The organism is Streptomyces sp. NPDC033221 (genome assembly GCF_055577005.1).
The window spans coordinates 231,854-258,547 of sequence record NZ_JBVIQN010000004.1; the positions used below are offsets into that span (position 1 = coordinate 231,854).

The window sequence follows — 26,694 nt, forward strand, 5'->3', positions numbered from 1 at the left end:
ACCGCCCCGCACCGCCGGAGGAAAAAAGCCATGCCCCTCAACCCGCCGACCGAAGACCGCCCTCCCACCACGTCACCACAGATCATCGCCGTGAGCGGACCGGCCCTTGTGGGTAAGGACACCCAGCTCCGTATGCTCGCCCGCCGGGTCCCGCAGATCGAGGTCGCCGCGCGTGCGGAGGAGCACTCCCCCCGGTGGCCCGCCCTCAGCGGCACGGAGAGAACCGGCTGGTGGCTCGAAGGCGCCTCATCCCAGCAGTTGGCGGACGTGCTCGCCGCTTCCTTCCTGGCCCGCGCCCGGCAGCGCCGGACAGGAGTACTGCGGTGCGTACGGCAGGGCCTGCCCATGCTGGAGGCGCTGCTCGCCGCGGTCGTCGCGGTGCGCGAGCGGTGCGGTCCGGCACGCGCGGCCCGCGACGCGCGCGCCGCGCTGGCGCCGTACCGCACCGCACTGCGCGCTGCCGAGGAGACCGAGTACGGCGTCGTGCTGCTGTACGACGAGGACCCCGCCCTCGGCGCGGACCGCTGCCTGGCCCGGTCCCCGGCCCCCGACGGCCTCCTGGAGAACTACCAGCGGCGCCTGCACGAGCAGATCACCCGCCTCGTCGACGAGGGACGGTTCGGCACCGCCATCGTCGTCGGCGACCGGCCGGCCATCGACGTACAGCACGAGCTGCGCCAGGGCCTGCACCGGCGGTACCCCGCGGTTCCGGAATGTGCGCTCTCCCGGGTGCAGGTGGTGGCACTGGGCGGCGACTGCGACCACGCACGCGACGCCGCCGGTGAGTACCTGCGCACCCGCCGCGGCTACGCCCGGCTGGCCGCCGGGCACATCGACGGCACCACAGCGGACGACCCGGCCGGTGCGGACGCCGACGACCCCACGTCCGCCGCCGAACGCCTCGCCGACGGCCTCGACCGCTACTGCGCGGCGCACCACTTCCTCGACCGCGTCAGCATCGAGCCCGTACGCGACCCGGCCGTCGTCGAAGAACTGCACAAGATCTTCGGCGACCGGCTGCGCGCCGTACGCCCCGATGCCGTACCCGGACCGGGCACCCCCGTCTCGGACACCGCGTACGCAGACACCGGCCACGACGCCGCCGTGCCCTGGCCCCGGCTGAGTCTCCAGCGGCGGCTGGACCGTCTCGCCTTCGGCACGGCCTGGACGTTCCGGCCGCCCAAGCCCGTCTCCGTCCACAGTCTGGGGCTCCCGCCCTGCCTCGGCAGATACCTGCGCGGCCTGCGCGAACAGCTCACCGGGCCGGGGACGGCCGTGGACCTGCTCGCCGTCACCGGCAGCGCGGCCCGGGGGACGTACCGGCACGGCTGGAGCGACCTGGACGTCCTCGTGCTGGCGCCGCAGGACGCCCTCCCCCTGCTGCGGCAGGTCCGTACGGAGCTGGAGCCGGTCCTGGACGGGGTCCGGATGACCATGACAGTCCTCACCGAGGACGAGTTCCGCGCGGGCGCCCTGCCGCCGCGGCTGCTGCACGTCCTCACCCTCAGCGGGGCGGGCGCCATCGCGCCCCTGTGGTGCGCCCCCGGCCTGGCCCTGCCCGTACCGGACGCCGTGACCTACGCGGACGTCAGCGTGCGCGACGGCGTCCAGGCCGCCGTCACCCTCCGCAAACAGCTCCTGCTCGGCGAACCGGACCTGCGGGTGCTCTACAAGGCCACCGCCCTCCTCTCGAAGATCATGCTCCGGATGGAGAGCGGAGCCGAGTATCCGGCCGACGACCAGGCCATCACGGCCTTCCACCACCGCCGCCCCGACGCCCTGGAAGACGCCCCCGGCGACGTACGCCACGACCGCACCGGAACCGAACGGATGGCCGCCTCCGTGCTCCGCGCCTGGCTGTCCACGCTCACCACCGCACCACCGCCCGGGCCGGCCCGGCCCGCCACCCCGGAGGTCACCGGCCATGGCGGCACCTGACCTCCGCCGCCCGTTCGGCGCCGGCCTGCCCGTGGCGGCGCAGATCGTCCGCGTCCCCTCCCTGAGCTGCATGTCCGTGGCGCAGGAGCACGCGATGCTCGCCGCCTTCAACCGGTACGGTTTCGCGATCCTGCGCAGCGCGGAACGCTCCGGAAGCCGCCAGGACCTGCTCGGCCTGCGGCGGCGCTTCGGCAACCCGGTGCCGCACCCGCGCGCGGACGACGACGGGATCGTGTCGATCAGCCCCGCCCAGCCGGTCGCCGGTTTCCTCGGCTCGACGCGCGCGGAGCACCTGCTGCACACGGACGGTGCGTTCCATGACCGTCCCGAGGCCCTGATGACGCTTCAGTGCGTACGGCCGGCCGTACGCGGCGGTCTCTCCGTCCTCGCCAGCGGCCAGGCGGCCTACGCGTATCTGGCGCGGCAGTTCCCCGGCCGGCGGGAGGCCCTGACCGAGCCGGACGCACTGACGATCACCCGTACCGACCAGACCAGCACCCAGCCGGTCTTCCGGCGCCGCGACGGCGTCTGCACGCTGAAGTTCCGGATGGCGGACGGTGTGTCGCGGGTCGTCCCGCGCCCGGACGTCCGCGACCAGTACGCGGAGCTGTGCCGTTTCTTCGCCGCCCCCGCGAACCGGCTGAGCTTCAAGCTCACCACCGGCGACGTACTGATCGCCGACAATTCGGCCGTCGTCCACGGCAGGACGTCCATCCCGTCCGGCGTACCCCGCGTCCTGCGCCGCCTCAACTTCGACGCCACGGGCCCGGCGTGCACCCACATGACCTTCGGCTTCCCCGCCGACCCGGCCCCGCCGTAGGCCCGGCCTCCCGACGGCACCACTTCCCCGGCCGAGGTGACCCGCGCTGCTCGCTCACACCCCCCGCACGACCGCCTGCGGACTCCGCTGCTCGGCACCCCCCGGCACCGGCTCCGAAGCGTCCGCGCCGACGCCGACGATCCGGTTGGCCGCGTCCACGTGGACGACGCGCGGTCGCAGCGTCCGGGCCTCCGCGTCGTCCACCTGGGCGTAGCTGATGAGGATCACCAGGTCGCCGGGGTGGACGAGGTGGGCGGCGGCGCCGTTGATGCCGAGGACGCCGGAGCCGCGTTCGCCCTCGATGATGTACGTCTCCAGGCGGGCGCCGTTGGTGATGTCGACGATGTGGACCAGTTCGCCGGGCAGCAGGTCGGCGGCGTCCAGGAGGTCGGCGTCGACCGTCACCGAGCCGACGTAGTGCAGGTCCGCCTGGGTCACGGTGGCGCGGTGGATCTTGGACTTGAACATCGTGCGCAGCATGGCGTCACTTCCGGGAGAAGGGTCGCGTCCCCGAGTGGGGTACGCGCCGTCCCGCACATGGTAGGCAGCGGGCGGACGGAGCAGAAGGGCCCGGCTGTCAACAGCGAGAAGCCCCGCTCACCCGAAGGTGAGCGGGGCTTCTCTGAGCGCTCGGAAGAGCTGCCGGGTCTCCCCGACCGTCAAACTACTTGACGATCTTGGTGACCTGGCCGGCGCCGACGGTCCGGCCACCCTCACGGATGGCGAACTTCAGGCCCTCTTCCATGGCCACGGGCTGGATGAGCGACACCGACATCTCGGTGTTGTCGCCCGGCATGACCATCTCGGTGCCCTCGGGGAGGGTCACGACGCCGGTCACGTCCGTGGTACGGAAGTAGAACTGCGGGCGGTAGTTGTTGAAGAACGGGGTGTGGCGGCCACCCTCGTCCTTCGACAGGATGTACGCCTGCGCCTCGAACTCGGTGTGCGGGGTGACCGAGCCCGGCTTGATGATGACCTGGCCGCGCTCGACGTCCTCGCGCTTGATGCCACGGAGCAGCAGACCGACGTTCTCACCGGCCTGGCCCTCGTCGAGCAGCTTGCGGAACATCTCGATGCCGGTGACCGTGGTGGTGGTCTTCTCGGTCTTGATGCCGATGATGTCGACGGTCTCGTTGACCTTGAGGACACCACGCTCGATACGACCGGTGACAACGGTGCCACGGCCGGTGATCGTGAAGACGTCCTCGATCGGCATCAGGAACGGCTTGTCGACGTCACGCTCGGGCTGCGGGATGGCACCGTCGACGGCGTCCATCAGGTTCAGGACCGACTGGCCCCACTCCGCGTCACCCTCGAGCGCCTTGAGCGCCGAGACCTTGACAACCGGAACGTCGTCGCCCGGGAACTCGTACTCCGAGAGGAGCTCACGGACCTCGAGCTCGACGAGCTCCAGGATCTCCTCGTCGTCCACCATGTCGGCCTTGTTCAGGGCGACAACGATGTAGGGCACGCCGACCTGGCGGGCCAGGAGCACGTGCTCCTTGGTCTGCGGCATCGGGCCGTCGGTCGCCGCGACCACGAGGATCGCGCCGTCCATCTGGGCGGCACCGGTGATCATGTTCTTGATGTAGTCCGCGTGACCGGGGCAGTCAACGTGGGCGTAGTGACGGTTCTCCGTCTGGTACTCGACGTGCGCGATCGAGATGGTGATACCGCGCTGGCGCTCCTCGGGCGCCTTGTCGATCATGTCGAAGGCCGAGGCCTCGTTCAGGTCCGGGAACGCGTCGTGCAGCACCTTGGTAATGGCGGCCGTGAGGGTCGTCTTACCGTGGTCAATGTGACCGATGGTGCCGATGTTGACGTGCGGCTTAGTCCGCTCGAACTTCGCCTTCGCCACTGGGTCCTCCTGAAGTGGTTCTGTACGCCTTACTCATCGGCGCCAGGTGATCTTTGCTGGGATGCCGGCCGCCGGGGCCCCCTCGCGGGTGGCGGGGACGGGCCCCGGCAGACGGTGTCAAGCCTAAAGCGTCTCGCGACTCGTGCGAGCCGGTACTACTCGCCCTTGGCCTTCGCGATGATCTCCTCGGCGACGTTCCGCGGAACCTCGGCGTAGGAGTCGAACTGCATCGAGTAGCTTGCGCGACCCGAGGTCTTGCTGCGGAGGTCTCCGACGTAGCCGAACATCTCCGAGAGCGGAACCAGGCCCGTGACGAGCTTGGCGCCGTGGCGGTCCTCCATGGACTGGATCTGACCGCGACGCGAGTTGATGTCGCCGATGACGTCACCCATGTAGTCCTCGGGCGTCGTCACCTCGACCTTCATCATCGGCTCCAGCAGGGCCGGGCTGGCCTTGCGGGCGGCCTCCTTGAAGGCCATCGAACCGGCGATCTTGAAGGCCATCTCCGAGGAGTCGACCTCGTGGAACGCACCGTCGAGGAGCGTGATCTTCACGCCGGTCAGCGGGTAGCCGGCGAGCACGCCGAACTCCATGGCCTCCTGGCAGCCCGCGTCCACGGACGGGATGTACTCCCGCGGGATACGGCCACCGGTGACCTTGTTCTCGAACTCGTACCCGTCGCCCTCAAGCGGTTCGAGCGCGATCTGCACCTTCGCGAACTGGCCGGAACCACCAGTCTGCTTCTTGTGCGTGTAGTCCAGGCGCTCGACGGCCTTGCGCAGGGTCTCGCGGTACGCGACCTGCGGCTTGCCGACGTTGGCCTCGACCCGGAACTCGCGCTTCATACGGTCGACCAGCACGTCGAGGTGCAGCTCGCCCATACCCGCGATGATGGTCTGACCGGTCTCCTCGTCCGTGTGGACCTGGAAGGACGGGTCCTCCTCGGCGAGACGCTGGATGGCGACACCCAGCTTCTCCTGGTCGCCCTTGGACTTGGGCTCGATCGCGACCTGGATGACCGGGGCCGGGAACTCCATCGACTCCAGGATGACCTGGTTCGACGGGTCGCAGAGGGTCTCACCGGTGGTGGTCTGCTTCAGACCCATGACGGCGACGATGTCACCGGCACCCACCGACTCGATCTCCTCACGCTTGTTCGCGTGCATCCGGTAGATCTTGCCGATGCGCTCCTTCTTGCCCTTCACCGAGTTGGTGACCTGGGTACCCGCCACGAGGCGGCCCGAGTACACCCGGATGAAGGTGAGCTTGCCCAGGTGGGGGTCGCTCGCAATCTTGAACGCAAGAGCGGCCAGCGGCTCGTCCTCGGAGGGACGCCGCGTGATGACCTGCTCCGAGTCGTTGACGGCGTGACCGTCGATGCCCTCGACGTCCAGCGGCGACGGCAGGTAGCGCACGACCGCGTCGAGCAGGGGCTGCACGCCCTTGTTCTTGAACGCGGTACCGCAGAAAACGGGGGTGACGGTGGTGTCGCCGCCCTTGCCCGAGTTGATGGTGATGCGACGGATCGCCTCGTGCAGCTGGTCCGTGGTGGGCTCCTGGCCCTCCAGGTACAGCTCCATCATCTCTTCGTCGTTCTCGGCGACGGCCTCGAGGAGCTTGCCGCGCCACTCGTCGGCGGCCTCGGCGTGCGTGGCCGGGATGTCGACGGTGTCGTACATCTCGCCCTTGGCGGCCTCGGCGGACCAGACCAGCGCCTTCATGGAGACGAGGTCGATGACGCCCTTGAAGTCCGCCTCGGTGCCGATCGGCAGCTGCATCACGATCGGGGTCGCGCCCAGGCGGTCCACGATCATGTCGACGCAGCGGTGGAACTCCGCACCGGTGCGGTCGAGCTTGTTGACGAAGCAGATACGCGGCACGCCGTAGCGGTCCGCCTGGCGCCAGACGGTCTCGGACTGCGGCTCAACACCGGCAACGCCGTCGAACACCGTCACCGCACCGTCGAGCACGCGCAGCGAACGCTCCACCTCGACGGTGAAGTCGACGTGGCCCGGGGTGTCGATGATGTTGATGGTGTGGTCGACGTCGTTCAGCGGCCAGTGGCAGGTCGTCGCGGCAGACGTGATCGTGATGCCGCGCTCCTGCTCCTGCTCCATCCAGTCCATCGTGGCTGCGCCGTCGTGGACCTCACCGATCTTGTAAGAGACACCGGTGTAGAACAGGATCCGCTCGGTGGTGGTCGTCTTGCCCGCGTCGATGTGGGCCATGATCCCAATGTTGCGGACCTTGGCCAGGTCAAGCGAAGTGGTGGCCATAGTGGCTCAATCTTCTCTCGGTCTCGATGTGGGTAGCGACTACCAGCGGTAGTGCGCGAAGGCCTTGTTGGACTCGGCCATCTTGTGGGTGTCCTCACGCTTCTTGACCGAAGCGCCGAGGCCGTTGGAGGCGTCCAGCAGCTCGTTCATGAGGCGCTCGGTCATGGTCTTCTCACGACGGGCGCGGGAGTAGCCCACGAGCCAGCGCAGCGAGAGCGTGGCGGCACGGCCGGGCTTGACCTCGATCGGAACCTGGTAGGTCGCGCCACCGACACGGCGGGACTTGACCTCAAGGGTCGGCTTGATGTTCTCCAGCGCGCGCTTCAGCGTGATGACCGGGTCGTTGCCGGTCTTCTCACGCAGACCCTCCATGGCGCCGTAAACGATGCGCTCGGCGGTGGAGCGCTTTCCGTTCAGCAGAACCTTGTTGATGAGGGAGGTCACCAGAGGAGAGCTGTAGACCGGGTCGATGATGACCGGGCGCTTCGGGGCGGGGCCCTTACGAGGCATTCTTACTTCTCCTTCTTGGCGCCGTAGCGGCTGCGAGCCTGCTTGCGGTTCTTGACGCCCTGCGTGTCGAGGGAGCCGCGGATGATCTTGTACCGAACACCCGGCAGGTCCTTCACACGGCCGCCACGCACGAGCACGATCGAGTGCTCCTGCAGGTTGTGGCCCTCACCCGGAATGTAAGCGGTGACCTCGATGCCGCTGGTCAGACGCACACGCGCGACCTTACGCAGGGCCGAGTTCGGCTTCTTCGGGGTGGTCGTGAAAACACGCGTGCAGACGCCGCGGCGCTGGGGCGAACCCTCCAGTGCGGGCGTCTTGTTCTTCTCGACCTTGTCCTGCCGGCCCTTGCGGACCAGCTGCTGGATCGTAGGCACCGTTTCTCCGGTTTCTGTGTGCCAGTCTCGGTAAAGCTAACCTGGAACAAACTCCGACCCACGCGGTCGGGTGTGTCGAACACTGCAGACCCCTCGCTGGAACGAGGACGGCGGCAGATTGCGGTGTCGAGACCCGGCTTCCGTACGGACGAGTGCACGCACGGCAGCCCGAGGACACCCCAGGCACAAGGTCAGAGCGTACCTACCGCATGGGCTGCGGTCAAAACAAATGCACACGCGTAGGACACGCCGGGCCCCCACGGCGCTGCGGCCACCGTAGTGCGATCAGCGGCCGTACGGAAGAAGGCTCCACCACCGCACGCGCGCCGTGACGGCGGCTGTGCGGGGCCGCGCCGGGCCGCGGGTGATCCTGCTCACCCGTGCGCCGCCGGAGCCGTCCAGACCCGTTTCCGGGCCCGCGGCACGCCCCGCGCCCTCAGATGTTCGCTATCCCCACCAGCATCATGAAGACGAAGAACAGCAGCCAGCCGCTGATCCCCAGCCAGCCCAGGACCAGCCCGGCGATCGCCTGGCCGTCCCCGCGCTCCCCCGAGCGGCGGATCTCGGCCCGCGCCTTGTGGCCCAGGATGACCGCGGGTATCGACGACAGCCCCCACGTCACCGGGGTGAGGATGCCGCAGACCAGCGCGCCGGTCGCCGACCCGTTCGTGGGCGGCGGCATCTGCTGCACCGGCATGAACGCCGGGGGCACCATGGGCCGGGGCGCGAACTGCGACTGCGGAACCGGGCCCTGTGGCAGATCCGCCACCAGCATCTGCAGCTCGGCGTGGGTCTGTGCCTGGTACGCGCGGCCGATGCGCTGCTCGTACTCCTGTTGCGCGAGCCGTCCCTCGGCGAAACCGGCCTTCAGCACGTCCACCGCACGCTCGCGGTCGGCGTGCGAGGCACGCATCGCCGGGACCTGGCCAGGGCCCTGGGCCGGCTGCCCGCCCTGCCACGGCGCCGGCTGTCCTCCCTGCCACGGCTGGAACGCCACTCTCAACACCTCCCCCATGTAACGCGGTACCCCCATCATTCAGTACGCGCCAGGAGATCGCACGGTTCCCTCCGTGCAGAATCGGGCGCGTCCCTGCGGCGTCCCGGTCACCGCGTACGCACCGGAGCGCTTCCCCGTACGGTACGCCCCGGAACGCCGCAGGGCGGCCACCCCGAGGGGGTGACCGCCCTGCCGCTCACAGCGCGTGTCCGGTCCGGCCGCGTACGGCCGGCCGGGCCCTTACTGGTTGTACGGACCGTAGTCGTAGTCCTCCAGCGGAACCGCCTGGCCGGAGCCGGTGCCGAAGGGCGAGTAGTCGATGTCGTCGTAACCGACGGCCGAGTACATCGCGGCCTTGGCCTCCTCGGTGGGCTCCACCCGGATGTTGCGGTAGCGGGACAGGCCCGTACCGGCCGGGATGAGCTTACCGATGATGACGTTCTCCTTGAGGCCGATCAGGGAGTCCGACTTGGCGTTGATCGCCGCGTCGGTGAGCACCCGGGTCGTCTCCTGGAAGGACGCCGCCGACAGCCAGGACTCGGTGGCCAGCGAAGCCTTGGTGATACCCATCAGCTGCGGACGGCCGGAGGCGGGGTGACCGCCCTCCTGGACCACGCGACGGTTCTCGCCCTCGAACTTCGTACGCTCCACCAGCTCGCCCGGCAGCAGCTCCGCGTCGCCGGACTCGATGATCGTCACACGGCGCAGCATCTGCCGGATGATGATCTCGATGTGCTTGTCGTGGATCGCCACGCCCTGGTTGTTGTAGACCTTCTGGACCTCGCCGACCAGGTGGACCTGGACGGCCCGCTGGCCCAGGATGCGCAGCACGTCGTGCGGGTTGACGGCACCCACGGTCAGCGCCTGGCCGACCTCGACGTGGTCACCCTCGCCCACCAGCAGACGGGCACGCTTGGAGACGCCGTAGGCCGTCTCGTCGCTGCCGTCGTCCGGCGTGACGACGACCTTCTTGGTCTTCTCCGTCTCCTCGATCCGCACGCGGCCGGCGGCCTCGGAGATCGGGGCGACGCCCTTGGGCGTACGGGCCTCGAAGAGCTCGACGACACGCGGCAGACCCAGGGTGATGTCGTCACCCGCCACACCACCGGTGTGGAAGGTACGCATCGTCAGCTGGGTGCCGGGCTCACCGATGGACTGGGCGGCGATGATGCCGACCGCCTCACCGATGTCGACCAGCTTGCCGGTGGCCAGCGAGCGGCCGTAGCAGAAGGCACAGGTGCCGACGGCGGACTCGCAGGTCAGGACCGAGCGGGTCTTGACCTCCTCGACGCCGTGCGCGACGAGCTGGTCGATGAGGACATCGCCCAGGTCGACGTTGGCGGGGCCGATGACCTTGCCGTCCACCACGACGTCCTCGGCGAGCATCCGCGCGTACACGGAGGACTCGACGTCGTCCGCCTTGCGCAGCACGCCGTCGGCGCCCTTGCTGGCGATCCGCAGCTTCAGACCGCGCTCGGTGCCGCAGTCCTCCTCGCGGATGATGACGTCCTGCGAGACGTCCACGAGACGACGGGTCAGGTAACCCGAGTCGGCGGTACGCAGGGCGGTGTCCGCGAGACCCTTACGGGCACCGTGGGTGGAGATGAAGTACTCCAGCACGGACAGACCCTCGCGGAACGAGGCCTTAATCGGACGCGGGATGGTCTCGTTCTTCGCGTTCGACACCAGACCACGCATACCGGCGATCTGCCGCATCTGCATCATGTTTCCTCGGGCACCCGAGTCAACCATCATGAAGATGGGGTTCGTCTTGGGGAAGTTCGCGTTCATCGCCTCGGAGACCTCATTGGTCGCCTTGGTCCAGATGTTGATCAGTTCCTGAGTGCGCTCGTCCTTGGTGATCAGACCGCGCTCGTACTGCTTCTGGACCTTCTCGTCCTGGGCCTCGTAGCCCGCGACGATGGCCTTCTTGGCCTCCGGCACGACGATGTCCGAGACCGCGACGGTGACACCGGAACGGGTCGCCCAGTGGAAACCGGACGCCTTCAGGTTGTCGAGCGTCGCCGCCACGATGACCTTCGGGTAGCGCTCGGCCAGGTCGTTGACGATCGCGGAGAGCTGCTTCTTGCCCACCGAGTAGTCGACGAACGGGTAGTCCTCGGGCAGCAGCTCGTTGAAGAGCGCGCGGCCCAGGGTCGTCCGCAGGCGGAAGCTGTCACCCTGCTGCCACTCGGGCTCGCCCTCTTCCTGCACCGGCGGGGTCCAGCCACGCGGCGGGACGGTGCCGATCGGGAAGCGGATGTCGACCTTCGCCTGGAGCGACAGCTCCCGGTTGTCGAAGGCCATGATCGCCTCGGCGACCGAGCCGAAGGACCGGCCCTCGCCGATGACCTTGCGCTCCGCCTCGTCGGTGGTGAGGAAGAACAGGCCCAGCACCATGTCCTGGGTCGGCATGGTGACCGGACGGCCGTCGGCCGGCTTGAGGATGTTGTTCGAGGACAGCATCAGGATGCGGGCCTCGGCCTGCGCCTCCGCGGACAGCGGCAGGTGCACGGCCATCTGGTCACCGTCGAAGTCCGCGTTGAACGCGGTGCACACGAGCGGGTGAATCTGAATGGCCTTGCCCTCGACCAGCTGCGGCTCGAAGGCCTGGATGCCGAGGCGGTGCAGGGTGGGCGCACGGTTCAGCAGAACCGGGTGCTCGGCGATGACCTCTTCGAGGACGTCGTAGACGACCGTGCGGCCGCGCTCGACCATCCGCTTGGCGCTCTTGATGTTCTGCGCGTGGTTCAGGTCCACCAGGCGCTTCATCACGAACGGCTTGAAGAGCTCCAGCGCCATGGCCTTCGGCAGACCGCACTGGTGCAGCTTCAGCTGCGGACCGACGACGATCACGGAACGCGCGGAGTAGTCCACACGCTTGCCGAGCAGGTTCTGACGGAAACGGCCCTGCTTGCCCTTCAGCATGTCGCTGAGGGACTTCAGCGGGCGGTTGCCGGGACCGGTGACCGGGCGACCGCGGCGGCCGTTGTCGAACAGCGCGTCGACGGCCTCCTGCAGCATCCGCTTCTCGTTGTTCACGATGATCTCGGGGGCACCGAGGTCAAGGAGACGCTTGAGGCGGTTGTTGCGGTTGATCACGCGGCGGTACAGGTCGTTCAGGTCGGAGGTCGCGAAGCGGCCACCGTCCAGCTGCACCATCGGACGCAGGTCCGGCGGGATGACCGGGATGCAGTCCAGCACCATGCCGTTGGGGCTGTTGCGGGTCTGCAGGAACGCGGAGACGACCTTCAGGCGCTTGAGCGCACGGGTCTTCTTCTGGCCCTTGCCGGTACGGATGATCTCGCGGAGCTTCTCGGCCTCTTCGTCGAGGTCGAAGGACTCCAGACGCTTCTGCAGCGCGGCCGCGCCCATGCCGCCCATGAAGTACGTGCCGAAGCGGTCACGCAGCTCGCGGTAGAGCAGCTCGTCGCCCTCCAGGTCCTGGACCTTGAGGTTCTTGAAGCGGCTCCACACCTCGTCGAGGCGGTCGATCTCGCGCTGCGCGCGGTCGCGCAGCTGCTTCATCTCACGCTCGGCGCCCTCGCGCACCTTGCGGCGCACGTCCGCCTTGGCGCCCTCGGCCTCCAGCTCGGCCAGGTCGGTCTCAAGCTTCTTGGCGCGGGCTTCCAGGTCGGCGTCGCGGCGCTGCTCGATCTGCTGGCGCTCGACGGAGACGTGGGCCTCCAGCGAGGGCAGGTCGCGCGTACGGCGCTCCTCGTCCACCCACGTGATCATGTAGGCGGCGAAGTAGATGACCTTTTCCAGGTCCTTCGGGGCGAGGTCGAGCAGGTAGCCCAGCCGCGACGGAACACCCTTGAAGTACCAGATGTGCGTGACGGGGGCAGCCAGCTCGATGTGGCCCATCCGCTCACGGCGCACCTTGGCGCGAGTGACCTCGACGCCACAGCGCTCGCAGATGATGCCCTTGAAGCGGACACGCTTGTACTTGCCGCAGTAGCACTCCCAGTCCCGGGTCGGACCGAAGATCTTCTCGCAGAAGAGCCCGTCCTTTTCCGGCTTGAGGGTGCGGTAGTTGATGGTCTCCGGCTTCTTGACCTCACCGTGGGACCACTGTCGGATGTCGTCCGCGGTCGCCAGGCCGATCCGCAGCTCGTCGAAGAAGTTGACGTCGAGCACTGTCGTCAATCCCTCTTTCAGGGTCGTGCCCTTCGCGTAAGCGAAAAAATGGGCTCTACATCATGGTCTGTACGGGTCCGGGGCGACCGGGGCTCCTTGGGGGAAGGAGCCCCGGCCAGGCCCGTCAGACCTCTTCGACGCTGCTCGGCTCGCGCCGGGACAGGTCGATACCGAGCTCCTCCGCGGCGCGGAAGACATCCTCGTCCGTGTCGCGCATCTCGATGGACATGCCGTCCGAGGACAGCACCTCCACGTTCAGGCAGAGCGACTGCATTTCCTTGATGAGCACCTTGAAGGACTCGGGAATGCCGGGCTCGGGGATGTTCTCGCCCTTGACGATCGCCTCGTAGACCTTCACGCGGCCGGTCACGTCGTCGGACTTGATCGTCAGCAGCTCCTGGAGGGCGTACGCGGCGCCGTAAGCCTCCAGCGCCCACACCTCCATCTCACCGAAGCGCTGGCCACCGAACTGGGCCTTACCACCCAGCGGCTGCTGGGTGATCATCGAGTACGGACCGGTCGAACGCGCGTGCAGCTTGTCGTCCACCAGGTGGTGGAGCTTCAGGATGTACATGTACCCGACCGAGATCGGGTCCGGGAACGGCTCACCGGAACGGCCGTCGAACATCCGGGCCTTGCCGGTGTCCTTGACCATCCGCTCGCCGTCGCGGTTCGGCAGCGTGGAGTCGAACAGACCAGCGAGCTCGTCCTCGCGCGCACCGTCGAAGACCGGGGTCGCGACGTTGGTGCGGGGCGCGACCTCGTCGGCGCCGATCGCCTGGAGACGCTTCTGCCAGTCGGCGTCGCCCTCGACCTTCCAGCCCTGGCTGGCGAGCCAGCCGAGGTGGATCTCCAGGACCTGACCCGGGTTCATTCGGGACGGGACACCCAGCGGGTTGAGGATGATGTCGACCGGGGTGCCGTCCTCCAGGAACGGCATGTCCTCGACCGGCAGGATCTTGGAGATGACGCCCTTGTTGCCGTGGCGGCCGGCGAGCTTGTCACCGTCGGTGATCTTGCGCTTCTGCGCCACGTAGACGCGGACCAGCTGGTTCACGCCCGGGGGCAGCTCGTCGCCCTCTTCACGGTCGAAGACGCGGACGCCGATGACCTTGCCGATCTCGCCGTGCGGGACCTTCAGCGAAGTGTCACGGACCTCACGGGCCTTCTCACCGAAGATGGCGCGCAGCAGGCGCTCCTCCGGGGTCAGCTCGGTCTCGCCCTTGGGCGTGACCTTGCCGACGAGGATGTCGCCGGCGACGACCTCGGCACCGATCCGGATGATGCCGCGCTCGTCGAGGTCCGAGAGGACCTCCTCGGAGACGTTCGGGATGTCCCGGGTGATCTCCTCCGGGCCCAGCTTGGTGTCCCGGGCGTCGACCTCGTGCTCCTCGATGTGGATCGAGGACAGGACGTCGTCCTGCACGAGGCGCTGCGACAGGATGATCGCGTCCTCGTAGTTGTGGCCCTCCCAGGGCATGAAGGCGACGAGCAGGTTCTTGCCCAGCGCCATCTCGCCCTCCTCCGTGGAGGGACCGTCGGCGAGCACCTGGCCGACGACGACGCGCGCGCCCTCGTCCACGACGACCTTCTGGTTGAAGGAGGTGCCCTGGTTGGAGCGGGTGAACTTGGCGACGCGGTACGTGGTGTACGTGCCGTCGTCGTTGGCGACGGTGATGTAGTCCGCGGAGACCTCCTGGACCACACCGTCCTTCTCGGCCTTGATGACGTCACCGGCGTCGACCGCGCAGCGGTACTCCATGCCGGTGCCGACCAGCGGGGCCTCCGCCTTGATCAGCGGCACGGCCTGGCGCATCATGTTCGATCCCATGAGCGCGCGGTTGGCGTCGTCGTGCTCCAGGAAGGGGATCATGGCGGTCGCGGCCGACACCATCTGGCGCGGCGAGACGTCCATGTAGTCCACGTCCTCGCGGGCGGCGAGGTCGACCTCACCACCGCGGCGGCGGCACATGACGCGGCCTTCGGCGAACTCCATGTCCTCGGTGAGGGGAGCGTTCGCCTGCGCGATGAGGAAGCGGTCTTCCTCGTCGGCGGTCAGGTAGTCGACCTGCTCGGTGACCCGGCCCTCGACGACCTTGCGGTACGGGGTCTCGATGAAGCCGAAGACGTTGACGCGGCCGTACGAGGCGAGCGAACCGATCAGACCAATGTTGGGGCCTTCGGGCGTCTCGATCGGGCACATACGGCCGTAGTGCGAGGGGTGCACGTCACGGACGTCCAGGCCGGCCCGCTCACGGGAGAGACCACCGGGGCCCAGCGCGGACAGACGGCGCTTGTGGGTCAGGCCCGACAGCGGGTTCGTCTGGTCCATGAACTGGGACAGCTGGCTGGTGCCGAAGAACTCCTTGATGGAGGCGACGACCGGCCGGATGTTGATCAGGGTCTGCGGCGTGATCGCCTCGACGTCCTGGGTGGTCATGCGCTCGCGCACGACACGCTCCATACGGGCGAGACCCGTACGGACCTGGTTCTGGATCAGCTCGCCGACATTGCGCAGGCGGCGGTTGCCGAAGTGGTCGATGTCGTCGGTCTCGACGACGATCTCCCGGCCGCTCTCGCCCATCGTCTCGGTCTCGCCGGCGTGCAGCTTGACCAGGTACTTGATGGTGGCGATGACGTCGTCGGTGGTCAGCACGCCCGCGTCGAGGGGCTCCTCGCCGCCGAGCTTCTTGTTGACCTTGTAGCGGCCGACCTTCGCGAGGTCGTAGCGCTTCGGGTTGAAGTAGAGGTTCTCCAGCAGCGTCTGCGCGGCCTCGCGCGTCGGCGGCTCGCCCGGGCGCAGCTTGCGGTAGATGTCGAGCAGCGCGTCGTCCTGGCCCTGGGTGTGGTCCTTCTCCAGGGTGGCGCGCATCGACTCGTACTCGCCGAACTCCTCCAGGATCTGCTCGGTCGTCCAGCCGAGGGCCTTGAGGAGGACGGTCACGGACTGCTTGCGCTTGCGGTCGATGCGCACACCGACCATGTCGCGCTTGTCGATCTCCATCTCGAGCCAGGCACCCCGGGACGGGATGATCTTGGCCGTGAAGATGTCCTTGTCGGACGTCTTGTCGATCTGGCTGTCGAAGTAGACGCCCGGCGAGCGGACCAGCTGCGAGACGACGACACGCTCGGTGCCGTTGATGCAGAAGGTGCCCTTGTTGGTCATGAGCGGGAAGTCGCCCATGAAGACCGTCTGGGACTTGATCTCGCCGGTCTCGTTGTTGGTGAACTCGGCGGTGACGAAGAGCGGAGCCGCGTACGTGAAGTCGCGCTCCTTGCACTCGTCGATGGAGTTCTTCGGGGGCTCGAATCGGTGGTCGCGGAACGTCAGCGACATCGACCCGGAGAAGTCCTCGATCGGGGAGATCTCTTCGAAGATCTCCTCCAGACCGGACTTGGTGGGGACGTCCTGACCACTTTCCAGCGCAGCCTCGACGCGACCCTTCCATGCGGCATTGCCGAGCAGCCAGTCGAAGCTTTCGGTCTGCAGCGCAAGGAGGTTCGGAACCCCGAGGGGCTCCTTGATCTTCGCAAAAGAGATGCGCAGCGGGGCGGTGCTGTCGCCGTTGTTCGTATTGGCAGTCGAGGCGTTGCGCGAGGCGGCCAAGAGGGGGTCCTTCCGAGGGCTCGGACTCACTACGCGCGTACCGGTCCCGGACCGAACACAGCCGGAGGAAAGGCCCAGGTCAGGGCGGATCAGTCGGCATTGCTCGGGCTCGGGTATGCCCCTGGTGACGGGCAGGGAGCAGCTAACAGGCAGCGCAAAGGGTCAGTGTAGCCACTCGGCACACTGATGTCCAGAGCGAGTTTCCGGAGACCGGTTCAGCACCGTGATACCGATCTTCTCCCTCCGGTAGGCGGCACCCTCCGTGACGGAGGTACCCCTCTTCGTTCTTCTCAATGCCCAACGTCTTATGCCTGCCACGAGCCGTGCGCCAACAGGCGCACCCCGATGCTTCCCTCTTCGCCGGCGATCCATGCCTCGAACCCGGATCGCTTCTGACGTCGCGTCCTGAGAATTGCGCGCTGCGTGCGGTTCGTCAAGGCCCCCCACCCACTGGAAGATCGTCACGGGGTGCACGGCCGGGCAACGAAGATCACCATACTCGCACGGAAGGGCGGGACGGCGCAGCCGCGGCCCGAACGCCCGAAGGCGACCACCCGCATGGGTGATCGCCTTCAGGTTTGCGAAGAGTCAGCAGACTCGTCGGGTCACTTGACCTCGACGGAGGCGCCGGCGCCCTTGAGGGCCTCGGCGGCCTTCTCCGCGGCGTCCTTGGCGACCTTCTCGAGGACCGGCTTCGGGGTGCCGTCGACGAGGTCCTTGGCCTCCTTCAGACCCAGCGAGGTCAGCTCACGCACGACCTTGATGACCTGGATCTTCTTGTCGCCGGCACCGGTGAGGATGACGTCGAACTCGTCCTGCTCCTCGGCGGCGGCGGCGTCGCCACCACCCTGGGCCGGGGCGGCAACGACGGCGGCCGGGGCGGCAGCCTCGACGTCGAACTTCTCCTCGAACTTCTTCACGAAGTCGGAGAGCTCGAGCAGGGTCATCTCCTCGAACTGGGCCAGCAGTTCGTCCTGGGTGAGCTTCGCCATGGTGGCGGTCCTTCCACTAATTCGGCTGGTGCCGGATGTACATTGCGGCGGGCGTGCTGAGCAGACGTGCCCGCTGGACTGCGAAGTGGTTACTCCGCGGCCTCGGCGGGAGCCGGCTCACCGGCACCGCCCTGCTCGACCTTGCTGCGAAGAGCTTCCGCGGTGCGGACCATCTTCGTGAGCGGGGCCTGGAAGGTCGCCGCGGCCTTGGCCATGGACGCCTTCATGCCACCCGCCAGCTTGGCGAGCAGAACCTCGCGGGACTCGAGGTCCGCAAGCTTCTTGATCTCGTCGGCGGACAGCGCCCTGCCGTCGAGGACACCGCCCTTGATGACGAGAGAGGGGTTTTCCTTGGCGAAGTCACGAAGACCCTTTGCCGCCTCGACCGGGTCACCGGTCACGAAGGCGACAGCCGTCGAGCCATTGAGGTGCTCGTCCAGCGTGATCCCGGCCTCATTGGCCGCAATCTTGGTCAGCGTGTTCTTCACCACACGGTACTGAGCGTTGTCACCGAGCGAACGGCGCAGCTGCTTGAGCTGAGCGACGGACAGTCCGGTGTACGCGGTCACAACAGCGGCGTTGGAGTTACGGAGCTTCTCCGTGATCTCCTCGACGGCTGCGACCTTGTCGGGCCTCGCCATGAGCCTCGGCCTCCTTCCGGGTGATGAGGACCGCGCAGAAGGGGCTGGGCAAAACAAACGCCCCGGCGCAGGCGCACGGGGCATGGCTCGACCGGGCGAAAAAACACTTCGTCCGGGAGTTCTTCCTCGTCCACCTGCGCAGGCCGTCCGCAGCTAGCGGATCCTTCGGTTCCGTACGCCCGTGAAGGCGCACAGAGACAACCAGCGGTCTTTGGCTTCTTCGCTACGGTACGCGAACGGCCGTCGCGCAGGCAAATCCGCCCCCGGGCCCGGCGGCGCGAGGCTCACCGGGCCCAGGGGCGGCGGGGTCGGCAGGCGTCAGCTCGCCAGGCCGCCGCCGCCCGAAGCGCCGAGCTTGCTCGCGTCGGTGACCTGCGAGGCCGGCGGCTCCTCGGCCGCGACCTTGGTGCCGTAGTCCGAGTAGTAGACCGTGGAGTCCAGGCCGCCCTGGTTGTTCTGGGCCTGCTCACGCTTCTTGACGAGCAGGTTGTCCGGGCCGATCCACAGGTCGATCGTCTCGTTCTTCGTGCCGGACTGCTTGAGCATGTCCTCCAGCGCCTTCATGTCCTTCTCGCTGAAGTTCTTGGAGGCCTGCATCCGGCTCAGCTCGGCCACGTCGATGACGGCGGTGTACCGGGTCGCCTGGACCCCGCGTACGTCCTCCGTACCGGCCTTCTTGGCCTTGCCCGACGCGATGACCAGCTCCATGGAGCGCGTCGGGTTGTTGTTCTGCATCTGGTCCTTGATCAGCGCACCCGCCGCGGACTTCTTCGCCAGCGCGTCGTAGTCGTACTTCATCCACGGCTTGCCGCCGATGCCGAGGTTGATGAACATTGCCTCGGGCGTGTAGACGGCCTTCATGGGCTTTCCGCCGCCCATGCCGCCCTGCTGGGATATCTCGACGTTCATCCGCAGGCCGTTGGACCAGTCCATGGCGCCCTTGAGGGACTGCGTGGCGCCGCCCATCTTGTTCTCGCCCTCGACCTTGGCCGAGTTCTCCGAACCGGTCTTCTCGGAGGCCGTCCGCAGCGCCGCCGCGGCGGCCTGGACCGGCGAGCCGCCGCCCGCGTCGCCGCCGCCGCCCGCCTTGTTGCCGCCGTCCTTGCCGCCGCACGCGGTCAGGCCCGCCATCATGACGACGCCGGCCGCGACCGCGGTGATCCGCGCAGTACGCACGTGTGTCTCCCCGTTGTAGATCAGCTTTACGACTGCGGGTGAGCGTAGTGCAGAGGGGTGACAGCGCCCCGGGCCGGGCCCCGCGACGCCCCGTACGGCCGGTGGTGCCGCTTTTGCCGTACCGAGCCGCCTCCGGGCCACCTACGGACGCTCCCGGGCGCCGTGCGCGGCCCTGAGCCGTCCTGCGCCCTTGCCCCTGCCCCTGCCCCTACAACGCGTGGGGCCCCGCACCTCAAATGAGGTGCGGGGCCCGACGTACGCGTACGCGCGTGCCTGCCGTCAGACTCAGACGGCGAGCACGTCCTCCTCGACGAGGAGGTTGCGGGTGCGGTTGGAGTCGACCGGGACGCCGGGGCCCATCGTGGTGGCGATGGTGGCCTTCTTGATGTAGCGGCCCTTGGCGGCGGACGGCTTGAGACGGTTGATCTCCTCCAGCGCCGCAGCGTAGTTCTCCACCAGCTTGGTGTCGTCGAAGGACACCTTGCCGATGATGAAGTGGAGGTTCGCGTGCTTGTCCACGCGGAACTCGATCTTGCCGCCCTTGATGTCGGTGACAGCCTTGGCGACGTCCGGGGTGACGGTGCCGGTCTTCGGGTTCGGCATCAGACCACGGGGACCGAGCACGCGGCCGAGGCGGCCGACCTTGCCCATGAGGTCCGGCGTGGCGACGACGGCGTCGAAGTCCAGACGGCCCTTGGAGACCTCGTCGATCAGTTCGTCGGAGCCGACGATGTCGGCGCCCGCGGCTTCCGCTGCCGCAGCACGGTCGCCGGTCGCGAAGACCAGGACCCGGGCGGTCTTACCGGTGCCGTGCGGAAGGTTCACGGTGCCACGGACCATCTGGTCGGCCTTGCGCGGGTCGACACCCAGACGCATGGCGACCTCGACGGTCGCGTCGAACTTGGCCGCGGAGGTCTCCTTGGCCAGACGGACGGCCTCGAGCGGGGCGTACAGACGCTCCCGGTCGATCTTCGCGTCCGCGTTGCGAAGAGTCTTGCTGCGCTTCACTGCTGCTCCTGAATGGTGGCGATGGAGTCGTGGTGCGGGCCAGCGCCTGGCCCTGCCACGTGCCCCGTGATGCGGCGGGTGCCGCGGGGCGGATGCGGGGTGGCTGTCAGCCCTCGACCGTGATGCCCATGGAACGGGCGGTGCCGGCGATGATCTTCGACGCGGCGTCCAGGTCGTTGGCGTTCAGGTCGGGCATCTTGGTGGTGGCGATCTCGCGGACCTGGTCGGCCGTGATCTTGGCGACCTTGGTCTTGTGCGGCTCGCCGGAGCCCTTCTCCACGCCCGCGGCCTTCAGGATCATCTTCGAGGCCGGCGGGGTCTTGGTGATGAAGGTGAAGGAACGGTCTTCGTAGACCGTGATCTCCACCGGGATGACCCAACCGCGCTGCGACTCGGTCGCGGCGTTGTAGGCCTTGCAGAACTCCATGATGTTGACGCCGTGCTGACCCAGCGCGGGGCCGACCGGCGGAGCCGGGTTCGCGGCACCGGCCTGGATCTGGAGCTTGATGAGCCCCGTGACCTTCTTCTTCTTGGGAGGCATGCTCTCTCCGGGTCCTAGTGAGAGGTTTTTCGCCAGACCATCCGGTCATCCGGATGGAGGCATACCGCACAACGATAACGGGTATAGAGGTGCGGCCAAAAACCGAGCAGGTCAGACGGTCCCCGAGGGGCTCGTCTGACCTGTTCGGAAGCTCTGGTTCCAGAAGGTGTCAGTTCTTCTGGATCTGGTCGAAGCTCAGCTCGACCGGGGTCTCGCGGCCGAAGATCTCGACGAGGCCCTTGACCTTCTTCGAGTCGGCGTTGATCTCGTTGATCGTGGCCTGCAGCGTGGCGAACGGGCCGTCCGTGACGGTGACCGAGTCGCCCACCTCGAAGTCCAGCACCTGGACCTCGACCTTGCGGGACGGCGCCGGCTTGCCCTCGGCCTCGGCGGCCTCCTTGGCGGCCTTCTCCTCGGCCTCCGGGGCGAGCATCTTGACGATCTCGTCGAGGGTCAGCGGGTACGGGTCGTAGGCGTTGCCCACGAAGCCGGTGACGCCCGGCGTGTTGCGCACGACGCCCCAGGACTCGTTCGTCAGGTCCATGCGCACGAGCACGTAGCCCGGGAGCTTGTTCTGGCGGACGTTCTTGCGCTCGCCGTTCTTGATCTGGACGATCTCTTCCTCGGGGACCTCGGCCTGGTAGATGAAGTCCTCGACGTTGAGCGAGACGGCGCGCTGCTCCAGGTTGGCCTTCACGCGCTTCTCGTAGCCCGCGTAGGTGTGGATGACGTACCACTCGCCCGGCAGGGTGCGCAGCTCCTCGCGGAGCGCGGCGATCGGGTCGACCGGCTCGGTGTCCTCGGCCGGCTCCTCGTCCGCGTCCTGGGCCGCCGCGTCCTCGGCGGTCTCCGCCTCGTCGGAGTCGGCGGTCTCGTCGTCCTCGTCCTCGACGCTCACCGCGGCCTCCTCGGCGGGCTCGCCCGCCTCGGCGTCCTCGGTGTCGAGCTCGTCGGCCGTGTCGGCGCCCTCGACGATCTCGCGAGCGGCCTCTTCGTCGGCAATCGCCGCAGCGTCGCCCTCGACCTCGGCCGAGGCAGCCGCGTCAACGTCGGCCGCTGCCGTCTCGACGGAGTCGGCGGCGTCGTTCAGGTTCGGGTCAGACACGGTGGCTGCTTCTTCCTGGCTTCAAGGGGTTGAACATGCAAAGGGGCGCCCGCAAAGGCGCCCTTCGCGGGATCAGCCGAAGACGTACTTGACGGCCTCGTTGAATCCCAAGTCAATCACGGTTACGAGACCGATGACGATGACGACGAAGACGATCACCACGGTGGTGTACGTCGAGAGCTGGCCCCGCGTGGGCCAGACGACCTTGCGGAGCTCGGCGATGATCTGCCGGTAGAAAAGCGCAAGGCGGGCGAACGGGCCCTTCTTGCCGCGCTTGCCGCCGCGGCGGGGCTTCTTGGAGTCCGCGGACTCGTCGTCGGAACGACCGCGCTCAGGCATGTCGATGGAGCCCAGGGCGTCCGTCACTCGTCCTCACCTGAATCCGGGTCGTTGCCGTGCCGCGCCCGGTAGAGCCGCACGGCGGTGCATTTCAGTACGTACGCGTGCACGCGCCTCGGTGACGAGTGCGTGTAGCAGGGCCGGAGGGACTTGAACCCCCAACCGCTGGTTTTGGAGACCAGTGCTCTACCAATTGAGCTACGACCCTTTGTGGTTTCCCCAACCTACCGCATCCCGACCACTGCACCAGGTGCGTGGACGCCTGCGCCCTGTTGGGGGCCAACGGTCAGCGAGTGTACGTGCTTCGCGGCCGGGCGTCGAACAGAAAGCCCCGGAGCGGCACCTCCAAACCCGTGTGCCCGCCCCCGCGGCGGTCTGGGAACATGCAGTACATGAGCGCTACTCCTCCCGCACAGTCCCCCACCGACCGTCGGGTGTCGGCCCGCGTCGGGGCGATCTCCGAGTCCGCGACCCTCGCCGTGGACGCCAAGGCGAAGGCCCTCAAGGCCGCCGGGCGTCCGGTGATCGGCTTCGGCGCCGGCGAGCCCGACTTCCCCACTCCGGACTACATCGTCGAGGCCGCCGTCGAGGCGTGCCGCAACCCGAAGTTCCACCGCTACACCCCGGCCGGCGGCCTGCCCGAGCTGAAGGCCGCGATCGCGGCGAAGACGCTGCGCGACTCGGGTTACGAGGTCGAGGCGGCGAACGTGCTGGTCACCAACGGTGGCAAGCAGGCGATCTACGAGGCGTTCGCGGCGATCCTGGACCCGGGCGACGAGGTCATCGTGCCGGCCCCGTACTGGACCACCTATCCGGAGTCGATCCGGCTGGCGGGCGGCGTGCCGGTGGAGGTGGTGGCCGACGAGACCACCGGTTACCGGGTGTCCGTGGAGCAGCTGGAGGCGGCCCGTACGGACCGTACGAAGGTGCTGCTGTTCGTCTCGCCGTCCAACCCGACCGGCGCGGTCTACACCCGCGAGCAGGTCGAGGCGGTGGGCCGCTGGGCCGCCGGGCACGGCCTGTGGGTCCTGACGGACGAGATCTACGAGCACCTGGTCTACGGCGACGCGGAGTTCTCCTCGCTGCCGGTGGTGGTGCCGGAGCTGCGCGAGAAGTGCATCATCGTCAACGGCGTGGCCAAGACGTACGCGATGACCGGCTGGCGGGTGGGCTGGGCCATCGGCCCGAAGGACGTGATCAAGGCCGCGGCGAACCTCCAGTCGCACGCCACCTCCAACGTCTCCAACGTGGCGCAGGCCGCGGCCATCGCCGCGGTCTCCGGCGACCTGACGGCCGTCGAGGAGATGAAGGTCGCCTTCGACCGGCGCCGCAAGACGATGGTGCGGATGCTCAACGAGATCGAGGGCGTGCTGTGCCCCGAGCCGGAGGGCGCGTTCTACGCGTACCCGTCGGTCAAGGGCCTGCTCGGCAAGGAGATCCGCGGCAAGCGTCCGCAGACCAGCGTGGAGCTGGCCGAGCTGATCCTGGAGGAGGCCGAGGTCGCGGTCGTCCCGGGTGAGGCGTTCGGCACCCCGGGCTACCTGCGCCTGTCGTACGCGCTCGGTGACGAGGACCTGGTCGAGGGCATCTCGCGGGTCCAGAAGCTGCTGGCCGAGGCCAAGTAGCCACAGCGGCGGATGCGCGGGCCCCGGGGCTTCCCCGGGGCCCGCATCTGCTTTCGGGCGGGCGCTCGTTCGGGAAAGGGCCTACCGGCGCGTCGGGCCCGTACGGCAAGATCCTGGGATGGAACGTGTACGCGATGTCCGAGGGCTGCCCAAGGCCCACCTGCACCTGCACTTCACGGGGTCGATGCGGCCGTCGACCCTGCTGGAGCTCGCCGACAAGTACGGCGTGCACCTGCCGGAGGCCCTGAAGGGCGGCGAGCCGCCGAAGCTGCGGGCCACGGACGAGCGCGGCTGGTTCCGCTTCCAGCGGCTGTACGACATCGCGCGCTCCTGTCTGCGCTCCCCGGAGGACATCCGGCGGCTGGTCCTGGAGGCCGCCGAGGAGGACGTCCGGGACGGCTCGGGCTGGCTGGAGATCCAGGTCGACCCGACCTCGTACGCGCCCCGGCTGGGCGGGCTGATCCCGGCGCTGGAGATCATCCTGGACGCGGTCCACACGGCGTCCCGCGACACCGGCCTCGGAATACGGGTCCTGGTGGCCGCCAACCGTATGAAGCACCCCCTGGACGCCCGTACGCTCGCCCGGCTCGCGGTCCGCTACGCCGACCGCGGGGTGATCGGTTTCGGGCTCTCCAACGACGAGCGGCGGGGTTTCGCACGCGATTTCGACCGGGCCTTCGCCATCGCCCGTGAGGGCGGGCTGCTGGCGGCGCCGCACGGCGGCGAGCTGTCCGGTCCTTCGAGCGTGCGGGACTGCCTGGACGACCTGCACGCGTCCCGGGTCGGCCACGGCGTGCGGGCCGCGGAGGACCCGGTGCTGCTGCGGCGGCTGGCCGAGCGCGGGGTGACCTGCGAGGTCTGCCCGGCGTCGAACGTGGCCCTGGGCGTCTACGAGAAGCCGGAGGACGTACCGCTGCGGACCCTGTACGACGCCGGCGTCCCGATGGCGCTGGGCGCCGACGACCCGCTGCTGTTCGGCTCCCGGCTGGCGGAGCAGTACGAGATCGCGCGCACGGCGCACGGCTTCTCGGACGCGGAGCTGGCCGCGCTGGCCCGCCAGTCGGTACGGGGCTCGCGGGCGCCGGACGGCGTGCAGCGGGAGCTGCTGGCGGGCGTGGACGCGTGGCTGGGAGAAGGCTGAGCCTCCGGGCCCCGACGCGTCCTGCCCCTGGGGCCCCGACGCGTCCTAAAGGGTGACGCCGACCGTCACCGGCTCGTTGACCAGCGTGACGCCGAAGGCCGCGCGGACGCCCTCGCGGACCTCGCGGGCCAGCGCGAGGAGGTCCTCGGTGGTGGCCTCGCCGCGGTTGGTGAGGGCGAGGGTGTGCTTGGTGGAGATGCGGGCCGGGCCGTCGCCGTAGCCCTTGGTGAAGCCGGCGCGGTCGATGAGCCAGGCGGCCGAGGTCTTCACGCGGCCCTCCCCCGCCGGGAAGGCGGGCGGGATGACGTCCGCGCCGAGGCGCTCGTGGACGCGGGCGAGGAAGTCCGCGTGCTGGGCCTCGGTGAGGACCGGGTTGGTGAAGAAGGAGCCCGCCGACCAGGTGTCGTGGTCCTCCGGGTCCAGGACCATGCCCTTGCCGGCCCGCAGCTTGAGCACGGTCTCGCGGGCGTCGGCGGCAGGCACCCGGTCGCCCGCCGCCACGCCGAGGGTGCGGGCGGTCTCCGCGTACTTGACCGGCGCGGACAGCCCGCCCGCGTCCTCCAGGGCGAAGCGCACGCGCAGGACGACGAACCGGTCGGGGTGCTCCTTGAAGCGGCTGTGGCGGTACGAGAACGCGCACTCGGCGTTCGAAAGGGTCACGGTCTCGCCCGCCGTGCGGTCGTACGCGACCACTTCGGTGATCGTGGAGGACACTTCCTGGCCGTACGCGCCCACGTTCTGAATGGGCGTGGCACCTGCCGAACCCGGGATACCGGCCAGGCACTCGACGCCCGCGAGCCCCGCCTCGACCGTACGGGCCACCGCGTCCGACCAGTTCTCGCCCGCGGCCAGCGTCAGATCGGTGCCGTCCAGGGTGAAGCCGCGGGTGGCGATGCGCAGCGCGGTGCCCTCGAAGCCCTTGTCGCCGATGACCAGGTTGCTGCCGCCGCCGATGACGAGCAGCGGCGTACCGGACGCGTCGGCCTCGCGGACGGCCGCGATCACCTCGTCGTCCGTGGTGGCGGTGAGCAGCCGGGTGGCCGGACCGCCGAGGCGGAAGGTGGTCAGCGGGGCGAGGGGAGCATCGGTGAGTTCCTGCACGGGCTCAAGGGTACGGGGGCGGTCCCGCCGCTCCGGCGGGGCCGCCCCCGTGCAGTGACGATCACTCACCTCAGGCGAGCCGCACCACCGCGCGTGACATCCCGAGCACCTTCTGCCCGGCGCTGGTCGCGGTCAGGTCGACCCGGACCGTACGGGCCTGGTCGTCCAGCTTGGCCGCGACCTTGGCGCTGACCTCGATGACCGCGCCCTCGTCGTCGTTGGGCACCACGACGGGCTTGGTGAAGCGCACGCCGTACTCGACGACGGCGCCCGGGTCGCCGGTCCAGTCGGTGACCACCCGGACCGCCTCGGCCATGGTGAACATGCCGTGGGCGATGACGTCGGGCAGGCCGACCTCCTTGGCGAACTTCTCGTTCCAGTGGATCGGGTTGAAGTCGCCGGAGGCGCCCGCGTACCGCACGAGCGTGGCACGGGTCACAGGAAAGGTCTGCGCCGGGAGTTCGGTGCCGGTCTCGACGTCGTCGTAAGAGATCTTCGCCGCCAT

At 68.5% G+C, this 26,694-nt stretch carries 22 protein-coding genes and 1 tRNA gene; 5 read left to right on the plus strand and 18 right to left on the minus strand.

Translation table 11 applies throughout. From position 1 onward, the window contains the following. The first annotated feature begins 30 nt into the window (after positions 1 to 30). Together ACZ53K_RS06945 and ACZ53K_RS06950 are read left to right on the plus strand one after the other, a co-directional pair. Positions 31 to 1,938, plus strand: a complete 1,908-nt coding sequence (locus ACZ53K_RS06945) for a nucleotidyltransferase domain-containing protein (RefSeq protein WP_468832618.1) — start codon at positions 31 to 33, stop codon at positions 1,936 to 1,938. Further along, positions 1,925 to 2,758, plus strand: a complete 834-nt coding sequence (locus tag ACZ53K_RS06950) for a TauD/TfdA family dioxygenase (protein ID WP_468832619.1) — start codon at positions 1,925 to 1,927, stop codon at positions 2,756 to 2,758. The genes ACZ53K_RS06945 and ACZ53K_RS06950 overlap by 14 nt, the downstream gene beginning before the upstream one ends. 54 nt (positions 2,759 to 2,812) lie before the next feature. On the opposite strand, the gene panD is transcribed toward ACZ53K_RS06950, so the two are convergent. The 10 genes from panD to rplJ form a co-directional block, all read right to left on the minus strand. Next, on the minus strand, positions 2,813 to 3,238 hold the full coding sequence (gene panD / locus ACZ53K_RS06955) for an aspartate 1-decarboxylase (protein WP_468832621.1): 426 nt from the start codon (positions 3,236 to 3,238) through the stop codon (positions 2,813 to 2,815). Positions 3,239 to 3,422: 184 nt separating this feature from the next. Then, positions 3,423 to 4,616 carry an elongation factor Tu gene (tuf, locus tag ACZ53K_RS06960; RefSeq protein WP_468832622.1) on the minus strand — a complete coding sequence of 398 codons (1,194 nt, stop codon included), beginning with the start codon at positions 4,614 to 4,616 and terminating at the stop codon, positions 3,423 to 3,425. A 155-nt stretch (positions 4,617 to 4,771) separates the two neighbouring features. Continuing rightward, positions 4,772 to 6,892: an elongation factor G gene (gene fusA / locus ACZ53K_RS06965; protein ID WP_468832623.1), complete on the minus strand. Its 2,121-nt coding sequence runs from the start codon at positions 6,890 to 6,892 to the stop codon at positions 4,772 to 4,774. 39 nt (positions 6,893 to 6,931) lie between these two features. After that, the gene (rpsG, locus tag ACZ53K_RS06970) at positions 6,932 to 7,402 is read right to left on the minus strand and encodes a 30S ribosomal protein S7 (protein WP_468832625.1); all 471 of its coding nucleotides are present in this window, start codon (positions 7,400 to 7,402) and stop codon (positions 6,932 to 6,934) included. Between the two features lie 2 nt (positions 7,403 to 7,404). Continuing rightward, the gene (gene rpsL / locus ACZ53K_RS06975) at positions 7,405 to 7,776 is read right to left on the minus strand and encodes a 30S ribosomal protein S12 (RefSeq protein WP_003948652.1); all 372 of its coding nucleotides are present in this window, start codon (positions 7,774 to 7,776) and stop codon (positions 7,405 to 7,407) included. Between the two features lie 436 nt (positions 7,777 to 8,212). After that, entirely contained in the window at positions 8,213 to 8,689 is a 477-nt protein-coding gene (locus tag ACZ53K_RS06980; RefSeq protein ID WP_468832626.1) for a DUF1707 and DUF4190 domain-containing protein, read from the minus strand. A 324-nt stretch (positions 8,690 to 9,013) separates the two neighbouring features. Beyond that, positions 9,014 to 12,913: a DNA-directed RNA polymerase subunit beta' gene (locus ACZ53K_RS06985; RefSeq protein WP_468832803.1), complete on the minus strand. Its 3,900-nt coding sequence runs from the start codon at positions 12,911 to 12,913 to the stop codon at positions 9,014 to 9,016. Positions 12,914 to 13,037: 124 nt separating this feature from the next. After that, complete coding sequence (gene rpoB / locus ACZ53K_RS06990) at positions 13,038 to 16,520, minus strand: DNA-directed RNA polymerase subunit beta (RefSeq protein WP_468832627.1); 3,483 nt, start codon at positions 16,518 to 16,520, stop codon at positions 13,038 to 13,040. Positions 16,521 to 17,125: 605 nt separating this feature from the next. Then, the gene (rplL, locus tag ACZ53K_RS06995; RefSeq protein WP_468832628.1) at positions 17,126 to 17,512 is read right to left on the minus strand and encodes a 50S ribosomal protein L7/L12; all 387 of its coding nucleotides are present in this window, start codon (positions 17,510 to 17,512) and stop codon (positions 17,126 to 17,128) included. 89 nt (positions 17,513 to 17,601) lie between these two features. Then, positions 17,602 to 18,153, minus strand: coding sequence for a 50S ribosomal protein L10 (rplJ, locus tag ACZ53K_RS07000; RefSeq protein ID WP_468832630.1), 552 nt, complete (start codon positions 18,151 to 18,153; stop codon positions 17,602 to 17,604). 23 nt (positions 18,154 to 18,176) lie between these two features. Here rplJ and ACZ53K_RS07005 point away from each other — a divergent pair, with 23 nt between their 5' ends. Further along, a complete protein-coding gene (locus tag ACZ53K_RS07005) occupies positions 18,177 to 18,338 on the plus strand; it encodes a hypothetical protein (protein ID WP_468832631.1) in 162 nt (53 codons plus the stop codon). A 133-nt stretch (positions 18,339 to 18,471) separates the two neighbouring features. Here ACZ53K_RS07005 and ACZ53K_RS07010 read toward each other — a convergent pair whose 3' ends face one another. The 6 genes from ACZ53K_RS07010 to ACZ53K_RS07035 all read right to left on the minus strand — a co-directional run bounded on the left by ACZ53K_RS07010 (position 18,472) and on the right by ACZ53K_RS07035 (position 22,530). After that, positions 18,472 to 19,329 (minus strand): SCO4651 family lipoprotein, encoded by an 858-nt coding sequence (locus ACZ53K_RS07010; RefSeq protein WP_468832632.1) that lies wholly within the window; start codon positions 19,327 to 19,329, stop codon positions 18,472 to 18,474. 285 nt (positions 19,330 to 19,614) lie between these two features. Beyond that, positions 19,615 to 20,337, minus strand: a complete 723-nt coding sequence (gene rplA / locus ACZ53K_RS07015; RefSeq protein WP_468832633.1) for a 50S ribosomal protein L1 — start codon at positions 20,335 to 20,337, stop codon at positions 19,615 to 19,617. A 106-nt stretch (positions 20,338 to 20,443) separates the two neighbouring features. Next, positions 20,444 to 20,878: a 50S ribosomal protein L11 gene (rplK, locus tag ACZ53K_RS07020; protein ID WP_030262765.1), complete on the minus strand. Its 435-nt coding sequence runs from the start codon at positions 20,876 to 20,878 to the stop codon at positions 20,444 to 20,446. A 169-nt stretch (positions 20,879 to 21,047) separates the two neighbouring features. Then, positions 21,048 to 21,983: a transcription termination/antitermination protein NusG gene (gene nusG, locus ACZ53K_RS07025; protein ID WP_468832635.1), complete on the minus strand. Its 936-nt coding sequence runs from the start codon at positions 21,981 to 21,983 to the stop codon at positions 21,048 to 21,050. 72 nt (positions 21,984 to 22,055) lie between these two features. After that, on the minus strand, positions 22,056 to 22,349 hold the full coding sequence (gene secE, locus ACZ53K_RS07030; RefSeq protein WP_468832636.1) for a preprotein translocase subunit SecE: 294 nt from the start codon (positions 22,347 to 22,349) through the stop codon (positions 22,056 to 22,058). 108 nt (positions 22,350 to 22,457) lie between these two features. Next, a tRNA-Trp gene (locus tag ACZ53K_RS07035) sits at positions 22,458 to 22,530 on the minus strand. A gap of 184 nt (positions 22,531 to 22,714) precedes the next feature. Here ACZ53K_RS07035 and ACZ53K_RS07040 point away from each other — a divergent pair. Together ACZ53K_RS07040 and ACZ53K_RS07045 are read left to right on the plus strand one after the other, a co-directional pair. Beyond that, entirely contained in the window at positions 22,715 to 23,947 is a 1,233-nt protein-coding gene (locus ACZ53K_RS07040; protein WP_468832638.1) for a pyridoxal phosphate-dependent aminotransferase, read from the plus strand. 118 nt (positions 23,948 to 24,065) lie between these two features. Further along, positions 24,066 to 25,088, plus strand: coding sequence for an adenosine deaminase (locus ACZ53K_RS07045; RefSeq protein WP_468832639.1), 1,023 nt, complete (start codon positions 24,066 to 24,068; stop codon positions 25,086 to 25,088). Between the two features lie 45 nt (positions 25,089 to 25,133). On the opposite strand, the gene ACZ53K_RS07050 is transcribed toward ACZ53K_RS07045, so the two are convergent. Continuing rightward, entirely contained in the window at positions 25,134 to 26,189 is a 1,056-nt protein-coding gene (locus ACZ53K_RS07050) for a UDP-N-acetylmuramate dehydrogenase (RefSeq protein WP_468832641.1), read from the minus strand. A gap of 70 nt (positions 26,190 to 26,259) precedes the next feature. Next, positions 26,260 to 26,694, minus strand: a complete 435-nt coding sequence (locus ACZ53K_RS07055) for a MaoC family dehydratase (RefSeq protein ID WP_468832642.1) — start codon at positions 26,692 to 26,694, stop codon at positions 26,260 to 26,262.

Coding starts and splice junctions, on each gene's coding strand:
- fusA (WP_468832623.1), bottom strand. CDS start 6,892: ATGGCCACCACTTCGCTTGACCTGGCCAAGGTCCGCAACATTGGGATC.
- ACZ53K_RS07005 (WP_468832631.1), top strand. CDS start 18,177: ATGAGGACCGCGCAGAAGGGGCTGGGCAAAACAAACGCCCCGGCGCAG.
- rplJ (WP_468832630.1), bottom strand. CDS start 18,153: ATGGCGAGGCCCGACAAGGTCGCAGCCGTCGAGGAGATCACGGAGAAG.
- ACZ53K_RS06950 (WP_468832619.1), top strand. CDS start 1,925: ATGGCGGCACCTGACCTCCGCCGCCCGTTCGGCGCCGGCCTGCCCGTG.
- ACZ53K_RS07045 (WP_468832639.1), top strand. CDS start 24,066: ATGGAACGTGTACGCGATGTCCGAGGGCTGCCCAAGGCCCACCTGCAC.
- rplL (WP_468832628.1), bottom strand. CDS start 17,512: ATGGCGAAGCTCACCCAGGACGAACTGCTGGCCCAGTTCGAGGAGATG.
- rplK (WP_030262765.1), bottom strand. CDS start 20,878: ATGCCTCCCAAGAAGAAGAAGGTCACGGGGCTCATCAAGCTCCAGATC.
- ACZ53K_RS07040 (WP_468832638.1), top strand. CDS start 22,715: ATGAGCGCTACTCCTCCCGCACAGTCCCCCACCGACCGTCGGGTGTCG.
- rpsG (WP_468832625.1), bottom strand. CDS start 7,402: ATGCCTCGTAAGGGCCCCGCCCCGAAGCGCCCGGTCATCATCGACCCG.
- ACZ53K_RS06980 (WP_468832626.1), bottom strand. CDS start 8,689: ATGCGTGCCTCGCACGCCGACCGCGAGCGTGCGGTGGACGTGCTGAAG.
- ACZ53K_RS07055 (WP_468832642.1), bottom strand. CDS start 26,694: ATGGCGGCGAAGATCTCTTACGACGACGTCGAGACCGGCACCGAACTC.
- ACZ53K_RS06945 (WP_468832618.1), top strand. CDS start 31: ATGCCCCTCAACCCGCCGACCGAAGACCGCCCTCCCACCACGTCACCA.
- panD (WP_468832621.1), bottom strand. CDS start 3,238: ATGCTGCGCACGATGTTCAAGTCCAAGATCCACCGCGCCACCGTGACC.